We start from the raw sequence: 23,759 nt of genomic DNA, 5'->3' as shown, positions 1-23,759 counted from the left end.
GCTCACGCATTTGCAAAACACGGACAAGAACGTATGACCAGTGCTTACGGACAGCAATTGGGAGGCGTTGCAGTTGCAATTAGCACAAACAATAAAGACCCAAAAACTCAAAACTTATGGAATACTATTTATGGTATTGGTTCACAGGTTGGGATGTTAGCTTATAGCAGAACCCACGAGACAGAAGCGGATAAATTAGGGTTGGTGTTTATGACTATGGCAGGATACAATCCGCAAGAGGCCATCAATGTTTGGATTCGTATGGGGCAAATGGCTACTGGAGGTGCACCACCAGAATTTTTAAGCACGCACCCTTCTAATGAAACTAGAATAAAAAATTTAAAAGCATATTTGCCTACGGCTGTTAAGCTTGCAAAAAAATACAATGCCCAATAGTTAAATTGTGTTTATTTCGAATTAAAAAATAATTATAGTATATTGTCCACCGTTCTAAATTTTTTAGAGCGGTTTTTTTTATGACAATATGTTAAAAAAAGGAGATAAGAAACTTATCAATGCCTGGGCGTTTTACGATTGGGCAAATTCAGCCTATTCCTTGGTGATTGCTACCGCAGTTTTTCCAATATATTATAGCAGTTTAACGGAATCATTTGCATCAGTTGAAGGAAAAATAACTTTTTTGGGAACATCTTGGAATCCAACTACTTTATACGATTACACATTGGCGTTGTCTTTTTTATTGGTCGCGTTTATGTCGCCAATTCTGTCAGGGATTGCCGATTATACAGGAAATAAATTGAAATTTTTAAAATTCTTTTGTTTTCTAGGATCATTTTCGGTAATGAGTTTGTTCTTTTTTGAAGGAGAAAAAACACTTTGGGTTGGTTTGGTTTTTACGATTTTTGCCAGTATCGGATTTTGGGGAAGCATTGTTTTTTATAATGCCTATTTGCCTGAAATTGCGCATCCAGAGCAACAGGATGACGTAAGCGCCAAAGGATTTATTTTTGGATATTCAGGTTCAGTGCTTTTGCTGTTATTTAGTTTGGTGATGGTTAACAATCCAGAAATGTTTGGATTGCCGAATGCTGCTTTTGCTTCTCGCCTTACCTTTTTGCTGGTTGGAATTTGGTGGTTGGGATTTGCCCAAATTACTTATAGTTATTTGCCAAATAACATTTACGACAGAAAACCACAAAAGGATTTTATATGGAAAGGATTACGAGAATTAAAAGTGGTTTATGATGAAATGAAGCAACATTCGGAACTGAAATTCTTTTTATTATCTTTTTTTATGTTTAGCGTGGGTGTACAAACCATCATTTTAATGGCAGGAATTTTTGGCAGCAAAGAACTGGGCTTGCCAACAATGGATTTAATTGCGGTTATTTTGTTGGTGCAAATTGTAGCCATTTTTGGCGCATTTTTATTTTCAAGAATTTCAGACAGGATTGGCAATATTACCACTTTAAAAATAACAATTTCTATTTGGGCACTAGTTTGCGGTGTCGCCTTTTTATTAGACAAATCACAACCAAATGTTTCTTATTATTTTTATGGTTTGGGAGCGCTTATTGGTTTGGTTATGGGTGCAATTCAATCTTTGTCGCGTTCAACATACTCTAAATTATTGCCCGAAACAAAAGACCACGCTACTTATTTCAGTTTCTATGACGTTACAGAAAAGCTGGCTATTGTATTTGGCATGATTGTTTTTGGCTTGTTAATTTCTATAACGGGTTCTATGCAAATGAGTGTATTGTTTTTGGCGATTTTCTTTATATTATCCTTTGTTTTGCTGAACTTTGTTGGAAAAACAAAACATGTCCAATAAAGCAGATTTTATTGTTGTCGGTGCCGGCATCGTCGGACTCGCCACAGCCTATAAATTACAATTAAAATTTCCCAATAAATCCATATTTATATTAGAAAAAGAATCCGAAATTGGTTTGCATCAAACCGGGAGAAATTCTGGCGTTATGCACTCTGGAATTTACTACAAACCGGGCTCTTATAAAGCAAAAAACTGCAAAGTCGGAAGTGCGCAACTGATAAAATTTGCCATAGAAAATAATATTAAACACGATGTTTGCGGAAAGGTAATTGTTGCTGCTTCAAAAGCGGAATTGCCAGTTTTGGAAGATATTTATAACAGAGGAATTCAAAATGGAACAGAAGGGATTTGTTATTTAACTTCCGATGAAATAAAGCAGAAAGAACCTTTTATTGAAGGAATTAAAGGAATTTGGGTGCCCACGGCAGGAATTATCGATTATGTGGCAGTTTCAAAAGCTTTTGTAAAGGTAATAACAACCATAAATCCTCAAAGTAAGTTAATCAAATCTTGCGAAGTGATCGATGTAATTGCTGAAATCGATTCCACAACTTTAAAAACAAATCAAGGAAACTTTATTTCCGAGAAGGTTATTTTTTGCACTGGATTGCAATCCGATAGAATTGCGGCAAAAGATCAATTAAAACTCGATTTACATATTGTGGGTTTCCGGGGTGATTATTTCGAGTTAAAGCCCGAAGCTGAGCATAAAATTAACAACTTGATTTATCCGGTTCCCGACCCAAAATTTCCGTTTTTGGGCGTTCATTTTACACGAATGATTCATGGCGGAATCGAATGTGGTCCAAATGCCGTTTTTACCTTCAAAAGAGAAGGCTATAAACGAACAAGCTTTAATTTTAGAGACACCTTTGAAGCCTTAACTTTTAAAGGAACATGGAAATTGTTCGGGAAACATTGGAGAAAAGGAATTGATGAATATAAGAGAGCTTTTTCTAAGCGTTTGTTTGTAAGAGCCTTGCAAAGAATGATGCCTACAATTACGGAAAATGATGTGCGATCTGCAAGAGCCGGCGTTAGAGCGCAGGCGATTGATTTTGAAGGAAATATGATTGATGATTTTAAAATTATGAAACACAAGGGCAATATTCATGTGTTAAACGCGCCTTCACCGGCAGCAACTTCTTGTTTGGCGATTGCAGATGAAATTGTGAGTGTTGTTTTAAACTAAAATTCATCTTATTTATTTTGATTATAAATAGTTAATTACCTGTTAATAATTGAATTTCAAGTGCGCTTCTATGCGTAAATTTTTGTGTTAATTTTAGCAATTAATTTTAGAAATTCAATAACCATGAAAAAAATCATCACAATTATTACATTTTTTATTGCAGTCACAGTTAGCGCGCAGAACTTGCAATTGCACAGAGATTTTGAAAGAGGCCATTTTACAACAACCTTTGAGCTTTTTAAAGTTGATAAATATGGAAATACGTTCACTTTTGTCGATTTTGATTACAATGCTGCAACAGGAACAAGTTTAGCTTATTATGAAATTGCACGTGTTTTAAAAACTGAAAAAATGCCTATTGGGGCTCATATTGAGTACAATGCTGGTCATACTAATGGTTTTACATTTCCGGAAGCATGGATTTTTGGAGCAAACTACTCTAAAGGAAATGCTAAATGGGGATTCTCCACCTATGCAGGTTACAAAGCTTTTACAGGTGCTGGAGAAGGTAACTTTCAAGTTACAGGAACGTGGTATGTGAATTTAGTTGAAAATAAATTAACTTTTTCCGGATTTGCAGATTATTGGTCTGAAAAGGGAGATTTTGCATTTGGATATACTGATGTGAAAGTATTTCTAGCTGAACCTCAATTATGGTATCATTTAAACAAAAGTTTCTCAGTAGGTGGGGAATTAGAAATTTCTTCAAATTTTGCTGGTGGAAACGATGCTATTAAAGGAAGGCCGACTTTAGCAATAAAATGGAATATTTAACCAAATACATAAATTATGTTAGACAAGTTTTTTAAAATCACAGAAAATAAATCGACTTTAAGAATAGAGATTACTGCCGGGATAACCACTTTTATGACGATGGTTTATATCTTGGCCGTAAATCCGAGTATATTAAGTGCCGCAGGAATGGATAAAGATGCCGTATTTACGGCAACCGCATTATCTGCAATAGTTGCAACCTTAGTGATGGCTTTGGTCGCTAAATTACCATTTGCTTTGGCGCCTGGCATGGGCTTAAATGCATTTTTTGCTTTTACCGTAGTGCTGGGAATGGGCTACTCCTGGCAGTTTGCTTTAACAGCAGTTTTTTTAGAAGGTATTGTATTCATCATTTTAACAGCCTTTAATATTCGGGAATTAATTGTAAACTCAATTCCTTTAAATCTCAAACATGCCGTTTCTGTAGGTATTGGTTTGTTTATTGCTTTTATAGGATTAAAGGGCACAGGATTAATTGTTGACAATCCCGCAACATTGGTTGGTTTGGGCGATATGAAAAATCCAGCTGTTTTGGTTGGTTTGGCCGGCGTTATCATCATAGGCGTTTTATTGGCTAAAAAAGTAAAAGGAGCCATTTTAATCGGAATTTTGGCTTCCACTATCATTGGTTTTTTTGTTGGCATAACTGTCATTCCGGAAAACTTTAGTGTGGTAAGTTTACCCCCATCAATTGAGCCAATTTTCTTTAAATTTGATTTTTCTCAGGTTTTTACTTTAGATATGTTAATTGTTTTATTCACATTTTTATTCGTTGATATGTTTGATACCGTGGGGACATTGGTTGGGGTATCGTCAAAAGCAAATATGTTGGATAAAGATGGAAAAGTGCCAAGAGTAAAACAAGCGTTGTTTGCTGATGCAATTGGAACTACCGTTGGCGCTGTTTTAGGAACTTCAACAGTAACAACTTATGTGGAAAGTGCTGCAGGAGTTGCTGAAGGTGGAAAGACGGGAATGACCGCGCTCACTGTTGCAGGAATGTTTATTTTGGCTTTGTTTTTTGCGCCAATATTTATGATTATACCTGCGGCGGCCACTGCTCCGGCTTTAATTATTGTTGGATTGTTTATGATATCGCCAATTATGAAAATAGATTTGGATGATTTTACGGAATCTATTCCGGCTTTTTTTACCATCATTATGATGCCATTGACTTACAGTATTGCGGAAGGAATTGTATTTGGGATGCTTTCTTTCGTGATTTTAAAATTGCTCACCGGCCGATATAAAGAAGTGAAACCAATCATGTATATCATCGCAATTTTGTTTATTATTAAATTTTATATTTGATAAAATGCGAAATATATAGCATTAAAAAAAAGCCTTTTTGAATTTTCAAAAAGGCTTTTTTTAATTTTGGATAAGTTAGTTAACTTCATCAATACTTTCTTTGGTCGAGCTTGCTGTTTTTGGCAAAATTAAGTTTAAAATAACGCCAATCACTGAAGCCAGTCCAATTCCGGCCAGAGAAAAATTGCCATAACTCATTTGTGCACCTCCAATGCCAATAGTTAAAATAATGGAAACAATGACCTGATTTCGTATGATGGAAAAATCGGTTTTTGCATCAATTAAGGTTTTAATCCCGATACTTGCAATCATGCCAAAAAGCAACAACATGATGCCTCCCAATACTGCTTGCGGAATTGTTTTTAAAACAGCGCTTATTTTACCTACCAATGAAAACACAATTGCTGTAATTGCTGCAATTCTCAAAATTCTGGGATCCGTAATTTTAGTTAAAGCCACAGCTCCGGTAACTTCAGAATAGGTGGTGTTTGGCGGGCCACCTAAAAATCCTGCAAATGCAGTGGCAATTCCGTCTCCTAACAAAGTTCTATGTAATCCGGGATCCTTTACAAATTCTTTTTCGGCAACACCTCCAATAGCATAAATATCGCCAACATGTTCAATAATTGGCGCAATAGCTACCGGAATCATATATAAAATTGCTGCCCAATTAAATTCCGGAGTTGTAAATTTTGGAAGTGCAAACCAGGCAGCTTCATTTACGGAAGAAAAGTCGACCAATCCGGCAATAATTGATATCAAATAGCCAACAATAATCCCAATAAAAATCGGAATCAATTTAATCAAACCTTTTGTGTATATAACAATGACAATGGCCGTAACTAAAACAGAAATCGCAATCGGCCAGTTCGATTTTGCCATATCAACACCAACAGAGGCTAACGACAATCCAATAATCATAATAACAGGTCCAACCACAACGGAAGGAAATATTTTTTCAATGACTCTTAATCCCCATAATTTGACAATAAAAGAAACCACGCCATAAACCAATCCAACCGCTATAATACCTCCCAAGGTTCCGGGATAACCGTATAATTTAGTTGCTGCAACTATTGGGGCGATAAAAGCGAAACTGCTTCCTAAAAAAACAGGGACTTTCCCTTTTGTGATTACATGAAAAATAAGTGTTCCAACACCTGCTGTAAACAATGCAACAGAAGGGTCAATATCAATTAATAAAGGAACCAATACCGTTGCGCCAAAAGCAACGAATAAAAATTGAATACCGACAATAATCCGTTTAAATGGATTTTTAATGTCGGTTGAGTTTGGGTTTTGAGAAGATTTCATTAAGGTGTTTTTAAGTTTAAATCGGGCTAATTTAAGTATAAAAATAAAACAATCTTAAATTAAAACTTTAGATTGATTTTAAATTAAAATGAATTTGATTTAAGGGCTAAATATTTTAACCCTTTTAATTCGAACTTATATTAAATAATAAAAGATGCTGTTTTATGCGATGTTTGAGATTATTACAAATTAAATTTTACACCGGCTATAAAATTTCTCCCAATATTTTGAATGCCGTCTGCTTTTAAACGCGACAGGTGCGCTATATAATTTTCATTAAATAAATTATTGCCGTTTAAAGTAAGATCAAAAATCGTTTTTCCAAATTTAACGGTACCTCCAAAACCAATATTTACCAATGAATATCCTTTAGTAGCAGTTTCAAATCCGCTGACATTATTTTGTTTGAAGGTGCTGGAAATATTTAAAGAAGCAAATCCATCGGACAGCCAATTTTTAATATTAAACTCAGTTCTAATGGTATTGTTCCAATTGTTGGCAGGAATTAAAGGCAAATAATCACCGTTTTGTTTTTCTCCCGTAACCGTTTCAAAACTGCTTTCTAAATGCAGCCAATCTAATGGATGTGGGTGAAAATGAACGCCAATTTCACCACCATACAATTTCGCGTCATTTTGAATATATCGGTAAACATCATTGTTTTCAAGCGTTTCACCGGTTGGCGACGTGTAAATATAATTGTTGACGTGATTGTAAAAACCGTTCACAAAAAACTCAAAATGATCAGTGTTGTATTCCATATTTAAATCGGTTTGAATATTTTGTTCCGTTTTTAAATTGCTGTTTCCTATTTCATATCTGTTGGTTCCTTCATGAACGCCGTTAGAGGTAAGTTCCGCTAAATTAGGGGCTCTAAATCCGGAAGCGGCATTGATTCTTACAATCAAATTATCACCTAAATTGGTTTTGTAGCCTAAGGAGGCATTAAAACTATTGTACGATTTGTCTATGGCAACAAAAGAACCTTCTTCTCCAACTGCTCCAAAAGCTTCCGCAGAAATGGTTCTGTTGTCAAAACGCAATCCTGCTAAAATTACATTCGATTTCCATTCATAATTACCTGTCCCGAAAAAACCGACATCATTAGTTACAGCATCAGGAATTAAATATTCTTCCCCTGAATTTTTGTTGCTCTGGTTCATTCCCTGAAACCCAAAAATGGTTTCTAATTTGCCTAATTTTGGCAAATAGTATTTAGCATCATAGTTAAAAGTATTCAGATTCATTCGTAAAACCGGAATATTGCTGTCTTCAAACTCGCTTCTTTCATTTGAAATATAACCGAAATTCATATCCATTTTTGATTTTTTAAAGAATATAATATTGTTAAAACTTAACAAATGATTAAAAACTCCTTGCTTTGGATATGCAGTTTTTTTGGTTGTAGTTTGTTCGGCAATTCCTTCTTCCGGAATTCCCAAATCAAGTTTGTTATAATTGTACCTAAAAACACTGGAGATTTTTGAATCGCTATAGCCAATTCCCGTCTTAAAATCCGTTTCGTTGTAGCGTGTGTTTGTGACCCCGTTTTTATTGGGGGTTTTATAATCGGAATGGGTATTGTAACTTCCTCTGGCCAAAAATTTCCAATTGTCAGTGGAGGTTTTTAAACCTAAAGAAGAACTGCTTCCTAAAGTATTTGAAAATAATTTCTGGTTAATATTGGCGACAAATGTATTGGCTTCCGCAAACTTTTCGGGAATAAAATACAAAACGCCACCTAAGGCATCCGAACCATATAGTAGGGAAGCCGGACCTTTTATCACTTCCGCGCTTTCTATTCCTGAATCGTTTAAGCCCAAACCGTGTTCGTCGCCAAACTGCTGATTTTCAATTCGTACACCTTGGGAATAAACCAAAACTCGGTTTCCGCTTAATCCGCGAATTACGGGTTTTCCTATGGAAGTTCCGGTTGAAATTTGTGAAACTCCCGGAATGGTTGTGAGTCCTTCAATTAATGTGGAGGTTCCTTTCCGCTGCATGGTTTTAATGCTTTCATGTTCCACCTTCATCACATTTTGGGATTGTAATTTATTAAAGGCGGTTGAAACAATAACTTCATCCATTTTAAAAACAGCCTCCTCCAAAATGAAATCTAGGGTCTTTTCTTTTTCTATTAAGGCAATAGTTTTTACTTGGGTTTTATAACCAATGTATGCAACAGTAATTTTAATGGTATTATTGGGTAAATTAAGCAATTCATAGTAACCGTTTTCGTTTGTTGAAGTTCCTTTTTGCAGCTCTTCAATATAAACTTCAGCCCCTGTCAATACTTCATTTTGGCTATTCGTAATTTTACCGGATATTTTGTTTTGAGAATACGCAATTAAGGAGAATCCTATTGTAAACAGGAAAAATATATATAATTTCATTTGTAGTTTGCTATTGGTTTTTTAATGTCAAATGAAATTCGCATTTTTTCCTCGGTATTTATATCGAGTTTTTGATATGCTCATTTCATGTGAGTTTTTTTATTGATAAATAATGGCAATGCTATATTATGTCAATAAAAATGGAGGGGCTCTGGAGGATTTATATTGAATTTTTACTGGGGAAATTTGTGCTTCAACAGATAGTATTTTTTCTTCATTGTATGGTTTTTCAGCAAGGTGAATTTCTGATGAAAAATCAATTCTATGATTGTTTATTTTAAAATGAAAAACGGAACAGTCAATTTTATGAGTGTCAAAATGAATAATGTTTTGAGCCTTACAAGCTGAATGCTCATGTGATTTAAAGGAATGATTGAACTGCACTGCAAAAGGAAGCAGTACAGTTGTAATCAATACAAAAGAGATAATATTTTTTAAAATTACTTTAATTTTGTCCTAATTTAATAGGCTAAAATACAAAATTAAAACTAATCTTTAACGCCCAATTTTCCTAAAATGACTTCTAATAAGCACCATTTCGTAATGGAAGATTGCAGCAAGTTAGCACCAACAAATACTGTAAACCACAACCAGTCAACATTTACTTTTATGGCTAGCAGTAAACTGATTAATATAAATGTGCCGGCAATACCTCTTACAATTCTGTTTTTCATCTTTTATAATTTTATTAATTTGATTTTTCAATATCTAAGACCACAACATGAACTTTCGACATTGTTTTTTGTTTTGCGTTAAATTCATCGGCCCTTGCAAAAAAATCATCAACATTTGTTTTTTTTACAAAAGCAAAGAAAATAATGGATTGGCTTTCATCCATTTCACTGGCAAACCAATTGCTTTCCACCGATTCTTCAGACAAATCTCTAAAACCGTTTACGTTCTTATAAGAATAGATATTAATATTTGATTTTTTTAGCATGAGTTTTATTTCTTTGGAAAACTCTTCTATCGCGGTTATGACTAGTAATTTCATGATTCTTCTGATTTTAATTTATCGTCGTTATTCGAATTATTTTCCCATTTCTTTTTTTCGGTCATATAGTAAATCATTGGAACCACAACCAGCGTTAACATTGTTGAAACTATGGCTCCCGCGACTAATGATATTGCCAAACCTTGAAAAATTGGATCAAACAAAATGATGGAAGCTCCAATAACTACTGCTCCAGTGGTAAGTAAAATTGGTGTTGTACGCACTGCACCAGCATCAATAATGGCTTGTTTTAAAGGAACCCCGTCATTCAACCGAATTTCAATAAAGTCGATAAGCAAAACCGAATTCCGAACCATTACGCCCGCCAAGGCAATCATACCAATAAATGAGGTTGCAGTAAAGAAAGCACCCAATAACCAGTGGCCTAATACAATGCCTATTAATGAAAGTGGTATTGCCATCATCATGACCAACGGTGTTTTAAAATTTTGGAACCAGCCAACAATCAGCATATAAATGATGATAATCACCACCAAAAATGCTGTTCCTAAATCTTGGAAAACTTCTAAAGTGATTTGCCATTCTCCGTCCCATTTCACTGAAAAATCACTTTCGTCAGAAGGTTGATCCAGGTAAAGTTCATTGAGTTTGTATCCTTTAGGCAGCTCAATTTTTTGTAATTTTTCTTTCATTCCCAATATGGCATATACCGGACTTTCCAATCCGCCAGCCATATCTGCTGTGACATAAACCACTCTTTTTTGATCTTTTCTGTAAATGGTTTTTTGTAAAGTATCTTTTTTTATACTAACCAAATCACTTATTGGAATAACATTGCCCTGATTTCCTTTAATCTTTATATTTTGAATGTCCTGTAAGCTGGTTTTATCGGCATCACTTAAAGCCAAAACAATGTCAACCTGATCAAAAGAAGTTTCGTCATATAAATAAGAAATTGGATATTCTTTTAAAATATAGGTCAAATTTCCAACTATTTGTTGCGGCGCAATTCCGTTAAGCATTGCTTTTTCTTTATCAATTTCCAGTCGGTATTCGGTTTGGGCATCTTCAACCATCCAGTCAATATCAACAACATCAGCAGTATTTTCCAAAATTCCCTTAACCTGTTCAGCGACTTTAATTTGCGCTGGGTAGTTTGGTCCGTAAACTTCTGCAACGAGTGTCGATAATACTGGCGGTCCCGGCGGAACTTCTACCAATTTAACATTGGCGCCATATTTCTTGGCGATTTTCTTAATTTCCGGACGCACTTTTTTAGCAATGTCATGACTTTGTAAATCCCGATCTTCTTTCAGTAACAAATTCACCTGAATGTCGGCCATATTACTTCCCCCACGAATGTCGTAATGACGAACCAATCCGTTAAACGTAATAGGAGCAGAGGTACCTATATAATTTTGGTAGTTTACAACTTCTGGTGTTGTCGAAATATATTGTGCAATCTCTTTTGTTACTGCTGCAGTTCTTTCCAATGTAGTTCCTTCGGGCATATCTATTACCACCTGAAACTCATTTTTATTATCGAAAGGCAGCATTTTTACGGCTACAGATTTTGTAAAGAACATCAATACGGAACCTGCCAATAAAAACAAGGTAATTCCAATGGTTAACAGTCGTTTTTTCCGACTGTCTAAAAGTGGCTGTTCCAATTTTTTATAGATTTTGTAAATCATTCCGGCTTCCAGTCCCTGTTCTTTTTTGTGTTCTTGCGAATCTTTCTCCCGCAATAAATGATAGCCCAAATAAGGCGTAACGGTTAAAGCGACAAAAAGTGACAATATCATGGCAATAGATGCGCCAATAGGCATCGGACTCATATATGGTCCCATCATTCCCGAAACAAAAGCCATAGGCAAAATAGCGGCAATCACAGTAAAAGTGGCCAAAATGGTTGGATTTCCTACTTCATTGATGGCGTAAATAGCAGCTTGCTTAAACGGCAATCGCTTCATTTTAAAATGCCTGTGCATGTTTTCAGCAATAATAATACTGTCATCAACCACAATTCCCACCACAAAAACCAAGGCAAACAAGGTAATTCTGTTTAGCGTATATCCTAATAAATAATAGCTGAATAAGGTTAAGGCAAATGTTAATGGTACAGAGAAAAACACCACCAATCCGCCACGCCAGCCCATGGCCAACATCACTAAAATGGTAACGGCTAAAATGGCTACACTTAAGTGAAGCAACAATTCACCCACTTTATGCGAAGCGGTTTCCCCATAGTTTCGGGTAACATCAACATGGACATCTGAAGGGATTAAAGTTTGTTTTAAGTTTTCCACTCTTTCCAAAATCTTTGCCGAAATTTTCATGGCATCAGCTCCTTTTACCTTTGCTATTGAAAGCGTTACGGCATTGTATTCGCTAGAATTGGCAGTGAATTTTTCATTCGCTTTTCCGTAACCGAAAGACACATAGCTATTCGGGGTTTCCGGACCGTCTTGTATGGTGGCAACCTGTTTTAAATAAACTGGCATATTGTTATAAACGCCTACAACCAAATTTTCTACATCTTCTGAAGAGGTCAAAAATTTTCCTGTGGTAATTAAATATTCTTGGTCATTTTTCACAAAGCTACCGGATTGTGAACTGCTGTTGTTGGCTTGAATCATTTGCATAATTCCAAGCGCGTCAATGCCGTTTTCGGCCATTTTATCCTTGTCCAAAATCACTTTCAGCTGACGGTTCCTTCCTCCAATTACTTTGGTGATAGAAACATCTTTAACCTTTTCTATTTCAGAAGTCACTTCTTCCGCAATTTGGCGAATTTGAAAATCGTTATAATTCTCGCTCCAAAAAGTCAGTCCAAGCATTGGAACATCGTCAATAGACCTTGTTTTTACCAAAGGCTGCGTAACGCCGGGAGGAAACATTCCCTGATGGCGCATCAGCTCATCGTACAATTTCACATACGAGCGTTCGGTATCTTCGCCCACATAAAACTGCACAATAATCATCGATTGTCCGTTCATCGCAATGCTGTGCACGTGTTGCACCCCTTTGATGTCCGATATAATTTTCTCCAACGGTTTAACTACACGGCTTTCAACCTCTTGCGGACTTGCGCCGGGATAACCAACCAAAACGTCGGCCATAGGAACAATAATTTGCGGTTCTTCCTCTCTTGGAATGAGAAATGAACTATAGATGCCAATGGCCATCAAGGCCACCATTAACAAAATGGTTAGCTTAGAATTGATGAATATATTGGCTATTTTACCTGAAATTCCTTCTTGCATTTTTTAAAGTTTAAAGTTTAAAGTTTAAAAGTTTAAAGTTATTTTAGAAATACTGAAAACTGCGACTAAAAACTGATGATTGATTAGTGATTATTGAATACTGTAAATTGAACATTGCTTACTGAATACTCACTTTCGCACCGTTAAATAATTTTCCTTCGGCAGAAACAATAAATTGTTCATTTGCAGCCAATCCCGACAATATTTCAACTTTATCGCCAAAGGTTTTTCCTGTTCTTAACCATCTTAAAATGGCCGTGTTTTCATGGCCAATCGTATAAATTCCGATTAACTGCCCTTGTTTAATCAAAGCGCTTTCAGGAATTAGAATAAGGTTTGTTTCTTTTGTGCTTTCTACAGGGAATTGTACGGAAGTATACATGCCTGTAAGCAATTTTACATCGGTTTTGTCTAAAATTACCTTTACCAAATATTGTCCGCCAGTATTTTTTGCTGAAGAACTCACTTCAGTTACATTACCGGTTAAAAGTTGGTTTGTGGATTTTACCAGAACATTGGCGGTTGTTCCCGATTTAATTTTTGTAATTTCAGCTTCCGGAACTAAAGCAGTCACTTGAAATTCACCAGGAGTTTCCATGCTTATCAACGGCATGCCCGGATTTGCCATATCACCTTTGCTTATAAATTTCCCGGTTATAACGCCACTGAACGGCGCGGAAATATTTGAGTAGGACAGTTGCGCATTTACCTGATTTTTCATTTGATTGGCACCTTCCAATCTTGCTTTTGCCATTTCATAATTGGCAGTGATATCATCCATTTCTTTTTGGGAAACGCTGTTTTGTTCTTGCAATGCTTTAAAACGGTTGTAATCTTTTTCGGCATTTTTAAAAGCAGCTTTGGCTTCCGTAATTGAGGCAGTTACCTGTGCGCTTTGTGCTGAAATATCGGCACTGTTAATACGCAACAATAATTGCCCTTTGGAAACTTTATCCCCAACATTTACGTAAGTTTCCGTTACGTAACCCATCATACGGGTGCTTAAGTTTGCGTTTTGTACTGCTTCAATTTTGCCGCTTGCCGATAAAAACGTACCGTCTTCAGCTGAAGGCGTGCTAACTTTTACAGCTACAGCAGGAGTGTTATCCGTGGATGCTGCCTTGTCTTTGCCACAACTTGCAACTAAAATTAAGGTTGCTAATGCGAATATTGTTATATGATTTTTCATTGATTTCTATATTTTTAGTGTGGTTTTGTTTTTTGCCGTTTTTGGCTTATTTGGTTAAAAATGCTACGTAAGCTTTTGTGAAATTATAATTAAAAACTGTTTGCAGATATTCAAGTTGTTTTTGCATATACTGTGTTTCTGAAATAAGCAAATCAGAAGTTTTTTCCAAACCTTGTTCAAACCTGTTTGTTCTTATTCTTAAGGCTTCTTTCGATTGTTCTGAAGCTAAATTTGTTAGATACAATTTATTTTCTGCATCTTTTAACTGGCGTTTGGCAGTATTGTATTCTAAATTGCTCTGATTTTTATATTGTTCCAAGCCAATCTCTGCTTTGTCAAGTTCTGCCTTACTTTTTTGAATTTTACCAATGCGTTTATAGCCGTCGAATACATTCCATGACAATTGGGCGCCAACCAAATAACCTTTCGCATCTGTGCCAAAAATTTGATTGTCGTACATTTCATAACTTCCAAAAGCATTTAAATTTGGTAAATAGCTTGTTTTGTTGGCTTTATACATATTGTTGTATGCTTCAGTACTTTGCTGCATCGCATCAATATCAGCCCTGTTCAGGGAAAGGCTTTCGTTATAAATGGAAAAATCCAGTTCTGCTTTTAGTTCTGTACTGGGTTTTAAAACGGACTCATTTTGCTCACCCATTAAAAATTTTACGTTTTCTGAGGCATTTTGAACACTGCTTTTTGCGCTTAACAACTGATTTTCAACTTCGGTCATATGAACTTCCACCGATAAAATATCGGCTTTTTGCATATAACCTTGTGCAAACTTATTGTCGGCAATTTTTTTATTTTCAAGAGCAGCTTCTTTCGCTTTTTCCAAAACAGCAACCGCTTTATAAGCAACTTGTAATTGCATATAAGCTTTGGTAACTTCCAATTTTATGTATTCTTTTGTTCTTTCCGACTGCAATTCCACAGCATTCATTTTTGCTTTTGCCGCTTTGCGCATATACAATCCGTCAGCATTAAAAATAGGTTGCTGAATTTCGATTTTAGTGGCGAAATTTTTGATTTCATTCGGATCATTCAACATCGCCGGATTAAAATCTGCTTGTGTCAATATTTCCTGGTTTAATTTTGAACCAAATGCCATTAACGGATTTGTAGTTGCAATTGCCGTATGGGAAATGGAGATATTTGGTAAAAAAATGGAATTTGTCTGGTTAAAATCCGCTTTGGAAATGTTATAATCTTCTTCTGAAATTTTAATTGAATAATTGTTCTTTTCAACTTTTTCTAACACTTCTTCAAGAGAAATTATTTCTTGTTGCGCGCTAATGATTAATACGTTAAAAAGAAAAAACAGAATTAATAGACTTTTTTTTAGTTGCATATATTTGTTTTTTTGTTCGACGCAAAAGTAATTGAGATTGAAACGTAACGCAGTCGTAAACGTTACAGAGATATGTAACATTTATGACACGAAGTTACATGGTAACAACCTACAAGTTGAAGTTACTAAAAGAACCTTAATAATAAAATGATTTTTAAATAAAAGTTCGTGTAATTAAGAAAGTAAACTGGCAATAACCTTTGTTTTTGGGAATTTTTCCAAAATAATTTTGATAAACACTGTTAAAGGTATGGCCATAATTAAACCTGGGATTCCCCAAATATATCCCCAAAGCATAAGCATCACCAAAATGGCAATAATGTTGATCGAAAAGGACCTTCCCATAAATATAGGTTCTAAAACACCGCCAAACAAAACTTGCACACCGGTTATTGAAAGTACAAAAAAGAATAAAAGACTTGTGGGATCAAGTTGTACAAATGCAAAAAGCGCCAATAAAATAACGGTGATAAAAGAACCGACCATTTGTACGAAATTGATTATGAAAGCGAACAACCCCCAAAATATCGGAAAATTCACGTCAAAAAACACGCAAGCTAAACCAGTGCAGATTCCTGTCAAAAGGCTTACTAATATTTTTACTTTTATGAATGTCCTTAAATCTTTTTCAATTTTCATGAAGGTTTTTACGGAAGCGTACTTTTGTTTAAGGATGGTATTATTCAGTAATTTTTCAAAATTGATAGACTCTGCAAGCCATAAAACAACAAAGAAGGCTGTCATTAATGTTATAGAAAGCGTTTTGCTTATAAAGTTTGCTATAAAACCGAAATTTTTTTGAAGTGTTTCTTTCCGAAGAAAATTTGAAAATACATTCTCACTTTTATTAACATATTCAACGCCGAAAAAATTCTCCACTGTGATAAGTAAATCAGAGACTTTCATTTCCGCTTTCTTTAAAAAAAACTTGTCAGTTGCTAAAATTTCTTTGCTGGACAGTTTAACCAATTCTCCGCCAATTTTAAACAATATGCCAAAAATGAGGATGATCACAAAAATACTGATGAATTTTGGAACCCTTCTTCTGTTAAACCATCTCATTAACGGTAAAAACAACAATGCAATAAACATTGATGCTACGAGAGGAATGAAAATAAAGGACAATATTTTCAGCAAATAAAAAATAAACGGAATTACAATAATCAATAAAAGGATATTTGTCGTTTTTTTATCTTCCATAGTTTCTAATTAAATAAAGTGATTTTGTGAATCATTATAAAAGCTACTGCTACTTGCCCTTTAAGTTTTTACCCTTCAATTTTTCATCATCTAAAGTTGGGTTGCTTACATGGATGAGGCGTTTTCCTTTTCTTACCTTCATGTTTAAAGCTTCAACGCCTAATGAGAATGCGATGGCAAAATATAAATAGCCTTTAGGGATTGCGCCAACTTGCTGATTGAATATTTCTGCATTAGACAAATGGGCACCTTCTGTAATAAGCATAAAACCTATTAAAATTAAAAAAGACAAGGCCAGCATTTGAATAGTTGGGTGTGCATTTACGAACCTGCCAACAGGATTGGCAAAAACCATCATGATAACCATGGAGATTACAACTGCGGTAACCATAATAATTAAAGCACCCGGTATTCCATTGGTCATGCCAACGGCAGTTAAAACAGAATCAAACGAAAAAACGATGTCGATCATCACAATTTGTAAAATCACCCCCTTAAGTGTAGCATGCTTTATTTTATTTGGACTGGTTGTGTCATTATGCTCCAGTCCTTCAACTTTATCTCTAATTTCGCTGGTGCTTTTATACAATAAAAAGAGTCCGCCTAAAATTAAAATGACGCTTTGCCCTGTTACTCCGAATTTTAACCAGGATAAGTCAACCGAATAGAAAGGGTTTTTCATTGAAATTAAAAAGGAAATTCCAAATAGCAACCCAATTCTAAAGAACATTGCCAAAACCAAACCAATTCTGGTAGCTTTTTTAATTTGGTTTTCAGGAAGTTTAGCCGCGGCAATTGAAATGAATATTATATTGTCTATCCCTAAAACAATTTCTAAAAAAGTAAGTGTCAACAGCGCTATCCAGGCATCTGGATGTAAAAATATTTCCATAAAAGTTTAGTTAGATTTTTTTGTAATTTCACCTTTTTGTACATAATTGGAATTACCAATCACAGCCTCAAATTCATAGGAATCTTCCTTAATACTTGTTATTTTTATATGAATGGGATCTTCATCAATGGCTGTTTTTGGATTTAACATTTTAAGGGTATAGTTAAAATTGTTTTTCCAGGAAATGGAAAGCGTGTCAATCCTGTCTTCATATTTTTCAATTTGAATTGAATCTTGTCTAATGACAATGGTTTTTTCATAGCCTTGACCGGCAGGAATTTCAAATATTCCCGATTTAAAACGATCAGCACTTGACACTGTTTCCGATTTAGTAGTATCTGAATTTGGTGCTGCATTTTTATCTTTACAAGAAAATAGGGCTAAAAGCAACAGAGGTAAAAGTATTAATTTTTTCATTAGATTCCGGTATAATTACTTGGTGTGATGGCTTTCAATTCTTTTTTTATGACGTCTGAAACCGTTAAGCCATCAATAAAATCGGCCATTGATTTTTGGGTGATTTTTTCATTGGTTCTTGTCAGTCCTTTTAATGCTTCATACGGATTTGGATACGCTTCCCTTCGCAAAATAGTTTGGATGGCTTCCGCAACCACTGCCCAATTATTTTCTAAATCTTCGGCAAACTTTTCTTTGTTGATGATTAATTTTTCCAGTCCTTTTAAATTTGAATTAAAGGCAATAATGGTGTGCGCAAAAGGAACACCGATATTTCTGAGGACGGTCGAATCGGTTAAATCGCGTTGCAGTCTGGATAAAGGCAATTTGGCCGATAAATGTTCAAAAAGCGCATTCGCAATTCCTAAATTTCCTTCAGAATTTTCAAAATCAATCGGATTAACTTTATGTGGCATCGCAGAAGAACCCACTTCGCCTTCTTTAATTTTTTGTTTAAAATAATCCATGGAAACATAGGTCCAAATGTCTCTGTCAAAATCAATTAGAATTGTATTGATACGTTTTAAAGCATCAAAAATCCCTGCCAAATGATCATAATGTTCAATTTGTGTGGTTGGAAAAGAATGGTGTAATCCCAAAATATTTTCCACAAACCGGGTTCCAAAAGCTTTCCAGTCTGTTGCTGGAAACGCTACTTTGTGGGCATTAAAATTTCCTGTTGCGCCACCAAATTTTGCAGCATAAGGAATGTTTTTCAGCTGTTTTAATTGTTGCTCAATACGTTCAACAAAAACGGCGATTTCCTTTCCCAAACGGGTTGGAGATGCCGGTTGTCCGTGCGTTCTTGCCAACATTGGAATTTCTGCCCAATCGGTTGCCAATTGATTCAGTTTGTATAAAAGCAATTTCAATTCCGGATAATAAACATCCTCAAAAGCATCTTTTAAAGATAATGGAATTGCAGTGTTGTTGATATCCTGCGACGTTAATCCGAAGTGAATAAACTCCTTATATTTATGAAGCTGTAAAGCATCAAATTTTTTTTTAATAAAATACTCCACGGCTTTAACATCGTGATTGGTAATTTTCTCAATGTCTTTAATTTTTAGCGCATCTTCGGTAGAAAAATCAGTATAAATTTTTCTTAAATCCTTAAAAAGGGAAGCATCAAAATCGGCCAACTGCGGAAGCGGAATTTCACATAAAGCAATAAAGTATTCAATTTCAACTTTTACGCGATATTTGATAAGCGCTTCTTCTGAAAAAAAGAGCGCTAAAGGTTTAACTTTGTTTCGGTATCTGCCGTCAATTGGCGATATGGCATTCAAATTGGTTAAAGACATTTTTTGGTTTTGTTTTGAAAAGTGTAAAATTAATGAAATTAATATTAGGAGAAAGAAAAAGTTTAAAGGAGAAAGCTAATAGCCAATAGGCAATAGGCAAAAGTAAAAAGTTAAACGAATCAAATTCCCCATCTTGAGGGGGCTAGGGGGTGTTTTTTTTATGGATGTTGAAAGCTGAAAGCTTCTAAGAAGAAGTTTAAAGGCAAAAGGCAAAAAGGGTCATTGGCAGTGATTATTGAGTATTATTGAAATGTACCTGAATTGAAACAATTACACAATTCAACAAATAAACAATTCAACAAATATTGGTATAAAACCAAAAATTTAGAATTTCCATAAAAAAAATTATTATAAATTTACAAAAAGATTAGCATATCTTTAATTTTTTAAATTTACAGATTATGAGGGCTACAATTTTAATACTTATCACGATTTTATTCAGCCTTTCAGGTGTTTCTCAACAAGTTTATAATAAAAAACAACCATTTGCGCATACTTTTTCCATTGTTGCCAGAGATACAATTACGGGTGAAATGGGCGTTGCGGTGCAATCGCATTGGTTTTCTGTAGGCAGTTTGGTAACTTGGGGGAAAGCAGGTGTTGGCGTTGTGGCAACACAATCATTTGTAAATCCGTCTTTTGGTCCAAGAGGTTTACGTTTGCTGGAAAATGGTTTAACGCCAAAAATGGCTGTAGAAACTTTATTGGAACTGGATGAAGGCAGAGACGTTCGTCAATTGGCAATATTGGATGTTCATGGAAATGTGGAAGCATATACCGGAAAAAATTGCATTGTGGCTGCCGGACATATAGTTGGTGCTCAATTTTCTGTTCAGGCGAATTTAATGGATAAAAATACAGTGTGGCTTGCCATGGCTGAAGCTTTCAAAAAATCAACTGGAAGTTTGGCGGAACGTATGTTGGCGGCCATGGAAGCGGCCCAAAATGAAGGCGGTGATATTCGCGGCAAACAATCTGCTGCAATTTTGGTTGTTAAAGCTAAAAGCACAGGAAATAGCTGGGAAGATAAAGCAGTGGATTTACGTGTGGAGGACAGTGAAAATCCGTTAAAGGAAATGCGCCGGTTGCTCACCATTCATACTGCTTATGATTTTATGAATAAAGGCGATTTGGCGGTAGAAGTTGGCGATAATAAATTGGCGAAAGAACATTATATGAAAGCCCAGGAATTAAATCCGGATAATTTGGAAATGAAATATTGGTATGCCGTAACTTTGGCAAATAATGGAGAGTTAAATGAAGCCAAGGCTATTTTTAAAAATATCTTTAAACAAAACAACAAGTGGAAAGAATTAACGCCAAGATTGATAAAACCTAAATTATTAACGATTTCTGAAGAACAATTACAAGAAATTTTAAAGCTATAAACTATGAAAAGAGTATTATTCGTAATTTTAGCAGTATTCATTTTAATTCAATTTATACGACCTGCAAAAAATGATTCAAAAAACGAAACCAATGCAATTTCCACGGTAATGGAAATTCCTATTGAAGTGAATAAAATGATCCAAACATCTTGCGCCGATTGTCATACAAATTCAACAAAATATCCTTGGTATAATGAAATTGCACCCGCATCCTGGTATTTGGCCCAACATGTTAAGGAAGCAAAAGAACATTTGAATTTTTCTGAATGGACCACTTATAATAAAGACCAGAAAGAACATATTTTAAAAGATTTAAAAGAAGTTTTAAATGAACGAAAAATGCCTTTGAAAAGTTATTTATTGATTCATAAGGGCGCAAAATTGACAGAGAATCAATACCAAATACTGTATGATTGGGTAAATAACATAAAAGTTGAATAAATATATCAAGATGAAAAAGCTGCATTTGAAAAGTCTGTTGATTTTTCTGATAGTATTTGTGTCAGGAACTGCAATGGCACAAGAAAAAATAAATCAGTTGGATGCGCAGGGAAGACGCACCGGCGTTTGGAAAAAATATTATGATAATAAGAATATTCGTTATGAGGGCCAATTTGAGGCAGGCAAGGAAATAGGTGTTTTTAACTACTATGGCGAACTGAATTCCAAACAACCTATTATTGTTAAAACATTTTCTGAAGCAAATGATATAGCGCAAGTAACCTATTTTTATGATGGTGGAACATTGCAAAGTGAAGGAAGTATGAAAGGCACAAACAGGATTGGTAAATGGCTGTATTACAACACCGATGGAAAAACGATTATTTCAGAAGAAAATTATGAAAACGGATTGCTGAACGGCACGGTTACAACATACTTTTCAACAGGAAAAATCACTGAAATTTTAAATTATAAAAATGGGGAATTGTACGGGAATGTGCTTCGATATTCCTCAGAAGGGATTTTATTGGATGATTTGCAGTATGAAAACGGAGAATTGCATGGGCCCGCAAAATATTATGATGTGGCCGGAAAAATTCTGCGTAAAGGCTTATATAAAAATGATGAAAAGGTTGGAAATTGGGAATATTTTGAAAATGGAGAACCAATTACGCCGGCTAAAATAAGGGAATAATTTAAAAAATAAAACAAATTGGACATCGAAAAAATTTTTAGCAACAATAGAAAATGGATTGAAGAAAGGCTCCAAATTGATGAGAACTATTTTAAAAACTTGTCTACCGGCCAAAAACCCGAAATTCTATATATTGGCTGTTCAGACAGCCGTGTTTCCGCAGAAGAGCTGATGGGCGTTCAGCCTGGCGACGTGTTTGTACACAGAAATATCGCCAATATGGTTCCAAACACCGATTTAAATGTGATGTCTGTTATCAATTATGCGGTAACCCACTTAAAGGTAAAACATTTGGTGATTTGCGGCCACTATTACTGCGGGGGTGTAAAGGCGGCTATGCAATCGGAAGATTTGGGAATTTTAAATCCTTGGTTACGGAATATACGTGACGTTTACAGATTGCATAAAAGCGAACTTGATATCATAACCTGTCAAGATGAAAAATACAACAGGCTGGTCGAATTGAACGTACAGGAACAATGTGTAAATGTTTTAAAAACAGCTGATGTGCAAAAAGCTTTGCTTGAAAAACGAATCACCGTTCATGGTTGGGTTTTTGATATTCATTCAGGGGAGTTAATAGATTTAAAAATTGATTTTGAAAAAATACTGCAGGATATAAGAGAAATATATCGTTTGCATTAATGAGCTGTTTTAATATCAATTTTATATGAATTTAAACCCGATTATTTCGGCAAAATGGCTTTTTGAAAATCTGGAAAATCCAAATCTTGTTATTTTAGACGCCAGTCCGAGGGAAAATAAATCCAATTTAATTCCTGAATTTACGAATATTAAAATTGAAGGTGCTCACTATTTTGATATGGAGGGGGTGTTTTTAGATAAGGAAAATGCCATTCCAAATATGATTCCCAATGAAAGGGTTTTTGAAGAAGAATGCCGGAAATTAGGGATTAATAATGACAGTTTAATTGTTGTTTATGATAATTTGGGAATTTACACAAGCCCAAGAGTATGGTGGTTGTTTAAGGTGATGGGACATGCTGAAATTACTGTTTTGGACGGCGGATTGTCAGCCTGGAAAAAGGAGTATTACCCAACAGAATCAATTGCTAAAAACGAAATTTTTTCAGGAAATTTTACGGCAAAATATCATGCTGATTTGGTTGCTGACGCCATTACTTTGTTAGAAAATATTGATTCAAAAAAGATGCTGGTTGTTGATGCCCGTTCCCAAGAAAGATTTGGTGGTCTTATCCCTGAGCCAAGAGAAAATATGTTGAGCGGTCACATTCCAAATTCCATAAATCTTCCTTTTGAAAAAGTATTGAATAATGGAAAAATGAAACCTGAAAAGGAACTGAAGAAAATTTTCAAAAATTTAAATATTGAAAATCAACCTTTGGCTTTCACTTGTGGCTCCGGAATTACTGCCTGCATTATTTTGTTGGCAAGTGAACTGATTTTAGAAAACAAAAAGGTTTTATACGATGGCTCTTGGGCAGAATGGGGACAATTGGGGAAATTTCCTGTAGCAAAATAAAAAGCTTTCTTTAAATTTAAAGAAAGCTTTTTAAGTATTTGTAATTAAATTAGAAAAAAAGTATTAATTCAGATCTGGCAATATGACTTTGTCAATTGCGTGAATAACGCCATTTGAAGCTTGTACATCAACAGCAATAATATTGCTGATTCTTCCATTGGCATCTGTTAATTTTGCACCTCCAGTAATGTCAGCTGTAATATCGCCTCCTAAAGTAGTAACCGTCATAGCATCAGAAAGCATATCTGCAGTTACATTGGCGCCACCAACTACATGAAGGTTTAAAGTTGCAGTTAGGGTAGCTGTATCAATATCAGTTAATCCACCAGCACCCAAT

General features: G+C 35.1%; 23 protein-coding genes. 10 read left to right on the top strand and 13 right to left on the bottom strand.

Annotation, left to right across the window (positions count from 1 at the left end; translation table 11 throughout):
* The 5 genes from ABY285_RS09000 to ABY285_RS08980 all read left to right on the top strand — a co-directional run.
* A partial coding sequence (locus ABY285_RS09000) for a M48 family metallopeptidase (RefSeq protein ID WP_372769227.1) occupies positions 1 to 396 on the top strand: 396 nt, incomplete at its 5' end.
* 88 nt (positions 397 to 484) lie between these two features.
* Entirely contained in the window at positions 485 to 1,795 is a 1,311-nt protein-coding gene (locus tag ABY285_RS08995) for an MFS transporter (protein ID WP_372769225.1), read from the top strand.
* The gene (lhgO, locus tag ABY285_RS08990; protein ID WP_372769223.1) at positions 1,785 to 2,987 is read left to right on the top strand and encodes an L-2-hydroxyglutarate oxidase; all 1,203 of its coding nucleotides are present in this window, start codon (positions 1,785 to 1,787) and stop codon (positions 2,985 to 2,987) included. Before ABY285_RS08995 ends, lhgO begins: the two co-directional genes overlap by 11 nt.
* A gap of 123 nt (positions 2,988 to 3,110) precedes the next feature.
* Entirely contained in the window at positions 3,111 to 3,761 is a 651-nt protein-coding gene (locus ABY285_RS08985; RefSeq protein WP_372769221.1) for a DUF5020 family protein, read from the top strand.
* Positions 3,762 to 3,776: 15 nt separating this feature from the next.
* The gene (locus ABY285_RS08980; RefSeq protein ID WP_372769219.1) at positions 3,777 to 5,072 is read left to right on the top strand and encodes an NCS2 family permease; all 1,296 of its coding nucleotides are present in this window, start codon (positions 3,777 to 3,779) and stop codon (positions 5,070 to 5,072) included.
* Between the two features lie 75 nt (positions 5,073 to 5,147).
* Here the strand turns inward: ABY285_RS08980 and ABY285_RS08975 are convergent, their stop codons facing one another.
* The 12 genes from ABY285_RS08975 to purB form a co-directional block, all read right to left on the bottom strand.
* Positions 5,148 to 6,386, bottom strand: coding sequence for a uracil-xanthine permease family protein (locus tag ABY285_RS08975; protein ID WP_372769217.1), 1,239 nt, complete (start codon positions 6,384 to 6,386; stop codon positions 5,148 to 5,150).
* 182 nt (positions 6,387 to 6,568) lie between these two features.
* Entirely contained in the window at positions 6,569 to 8,779 is a 2,211-nt protein-coding gene (locus ABY285_RS08970) for a TonB-dependent receptor domain-containing protein (protein ID WP_372769215.1), read from the bottom strand.
* Between the two features lie 126 nt (positions 8,780 to 8,905).
* Positions 8,906 to 9,193: a hypothetical protein gene (locus ABY285_RS08965; protein WP_372769213.1), complete on the bottom strand. Its 288-nt coding sequence runs from the start codon at positions 9,191 to 9,193 to the stop codon at positions 8,906 to 8,908.
* 74 nt (positions 9,194 to 9,267) lie between these two features.
* Positions 9,268 to 9,453, bottom strand: coding sequence for a DUF2892 domain-containing protein (locus tag ABY285_RS08960; RefSeq protein WP_372769211.1), 186 nt, complete (start codon positions 9,451 to 9,453; stop codon positions 9,268 to 9,270).
* A 14-nt stretch (positions 9,454 to 9,467) separates the two neighbouring features.
* Entirely contained in the window at positions 9,468 to 9,773 is a 306-nt protein-coding gene (locus tag ABY285_RS08955) for a hypothetical protein (protein ID WP_372769209.1), read from the bottom strand.
* On the bottom strand, positions 9,770 to 13,000 hold the full coding sequence (locus ABY285_RS08950; RefSeq protein WP_372769207.1) for an efflux RND transporter permease subunit: 3,231 nt from the start codon (positions 12,998 to 13,000) through the stop codon (positions 9,770 to 9,772). Before ABY285_RS08950 ends, ABY285_RS08955 begins: the two co-directional genes overlap by 4 nt.
* 118 nt (positions 13,001 to 13,118) lie before the next feature.
* Positions 13,119 to 14,189: an efflux RND transporter periplasmic adaptor subunit gene (locus ABY285_RS08945; protein WP_372769205.1), complete on the bottom strand. Its 1,071-nt coding sequence runs from the start codon at positions 14,187 to 14,189 to the stop codon at positions 13,119 to 13,121.
* A 46-nt stretch (positions 14,190 to 14,235) separates the two neighbouring features.
* Positions 14,236 to 15,543, bottom strand: a complete 1,308-nt coding sequence (locus ABY285_RS08940; protein WP_372769203.1) for a TolC family protein — start codon at positions 15,541 to 15,543, stop codon at positions 14,236 to 14,238.
* 174 nt (positions 15,544 to 15,717) lie between these two features.
* Complete coding sequence (locus tag ABY285_RS08935; RefSeq protein WP_372769201.1) at positions 15,718 to 16,743, bottom strand: AI-2E family transporter; 1,026 nt, start codon at positions 16,741 to 16,743, stop codon at positions 15,718 to 15,720.
* A 49-nt stretch (positions 16,744 to 16,792) separates the two neighbouring features.
* Positions 16,793 to 17,635, bottom strand: coding sequence for a TerC family protein (locus ABY285_RS08930; RefSeq protein WP_372769199.1), 843 nt, complete (start codon positions 17,633 to 17,635; stop codon positions 16,793 to 16,795).
* A 6-nt stretch (positions 17,636 to 17,641) separates the two neighbouring features.
* Positions 17,642 to 18,052, bottom strand: a complete 411-nt coding sequence (locus tag ABY285_RS08925; RefSeq protein WP_372769197.1) for a hypothetical protein — start codon at positions 18,050 to 18,052, stop codon at positions 17,642 to 17,644.
* Positions 18,052 to 19,395, bottom strand: coding sequence for an adenylosuccinate lyase (purB, locus tag ABY285_RS08920; protein WP_372769195.1), 1,344 nt, complete (start codon positions 19,393 to 19,395; stop codon positions 18,052 to 18,054). Before purB ends, ABY285_RS08925 begins: the two co-directional genes overlap by 1 nt.
* Positions 19,396 to 19,796: 401 nt before the next feature.
* Between purB and ABY285_RS08915 the strand changes: the two genes are divergently transcribed.
* The 5 genes from ABY285_RS08915 to ABY285_RS08895 are packed head-to-tail and all read left to right on the top strand — an operon-like array spanning position 19,797 to position 23,422.
* Positions 19,797 to 20,783 carry a DUF1028 domain-containing protein gene (locus ABY285_RS08915; RefSeq protein WP_372769193.1) on the top strand — a complete coding sequence of 329 codons (987 nt, stop codon included), beginning with the start codon at positions 19,797 to 19,799 and terminating at the stop codon, positions 20,781 to 20,783.
* 3 nt (positions 20,784 to 20,786) lie between these two features.
* Complete coding sequence (locus ABY285_RS08910; RefSeq protein ID WP_372769191.1) at positions 20,787 to 21,224, top strand: heme-binding domain-containing protein; 438 nt, start codon at positions 20,787 to 20,789, stop codon at positions 21,222 to 21,224.
* Between the two features lie 10 nt (positions 21,225 to 21,234).
* Complete coding sequence (locus ABY285_RS08905; protein WP_372769189.1) at positions 21,235 to 21,918, top strand: toxin-antitoxin system YwqK family antitoxin; 684 nt, start codon at positions 21,235 to 21,237, stop codon at positions 21,916 to 21,918.
* An 18-nt stretch (positions 21,919 to 21,936) separates the two neighbouring features.
* Positions 21,937 to 22,563, top strand: coding sequence for a carbonic anhydrase (locus ABY285_RS08900; RefSeq protein WP_372769187.1), 627 nt, complete (start codon positions 21,937 to 21,939; stop codon positions 22,561 to 22,563).
* A 25-nt stretch (positions 22,564 to 22,588) separates the two neighbouring features.
* Positions 22,589 to 23,422, top strand: a complete 834-nt coding sequence (locus tag ABY285_RS08895; protein ID WP_372769185.1) for a sulfurtransferase — start codon at positions 22,589 to 22,591, stop codon at positions 23,420 to 23,422.
* 63 nt (positions 23,423 to 23,485) lie between these two features.
* On the opposite strand, the gene ABY285_RS08890 is transcribed toward ABY285_RS08895, so the two are convergent.
* A partial coding sequence (locus ABY285_RS08890) for a fasciclin domain-containing protein (protein ID WP_372769183.1) occupies positions 23,486 to 23,759 on the bottom strand: 274 nt, incomplete at its 5' end.

This window comes from Lutibacter sp. (assembly GCF_041555395.1).
Taxonomy (GTDB): domain Bacteria; phylum Bacteroidota; class Bacteroidia; order Flavobacteriales; family Flavobacteriaceae; genus Lutibacter.
Note: the sequence above shows the minus strand (reverse complement) of the source record. Positions and strands in the feature narration are given on the sequence as shown.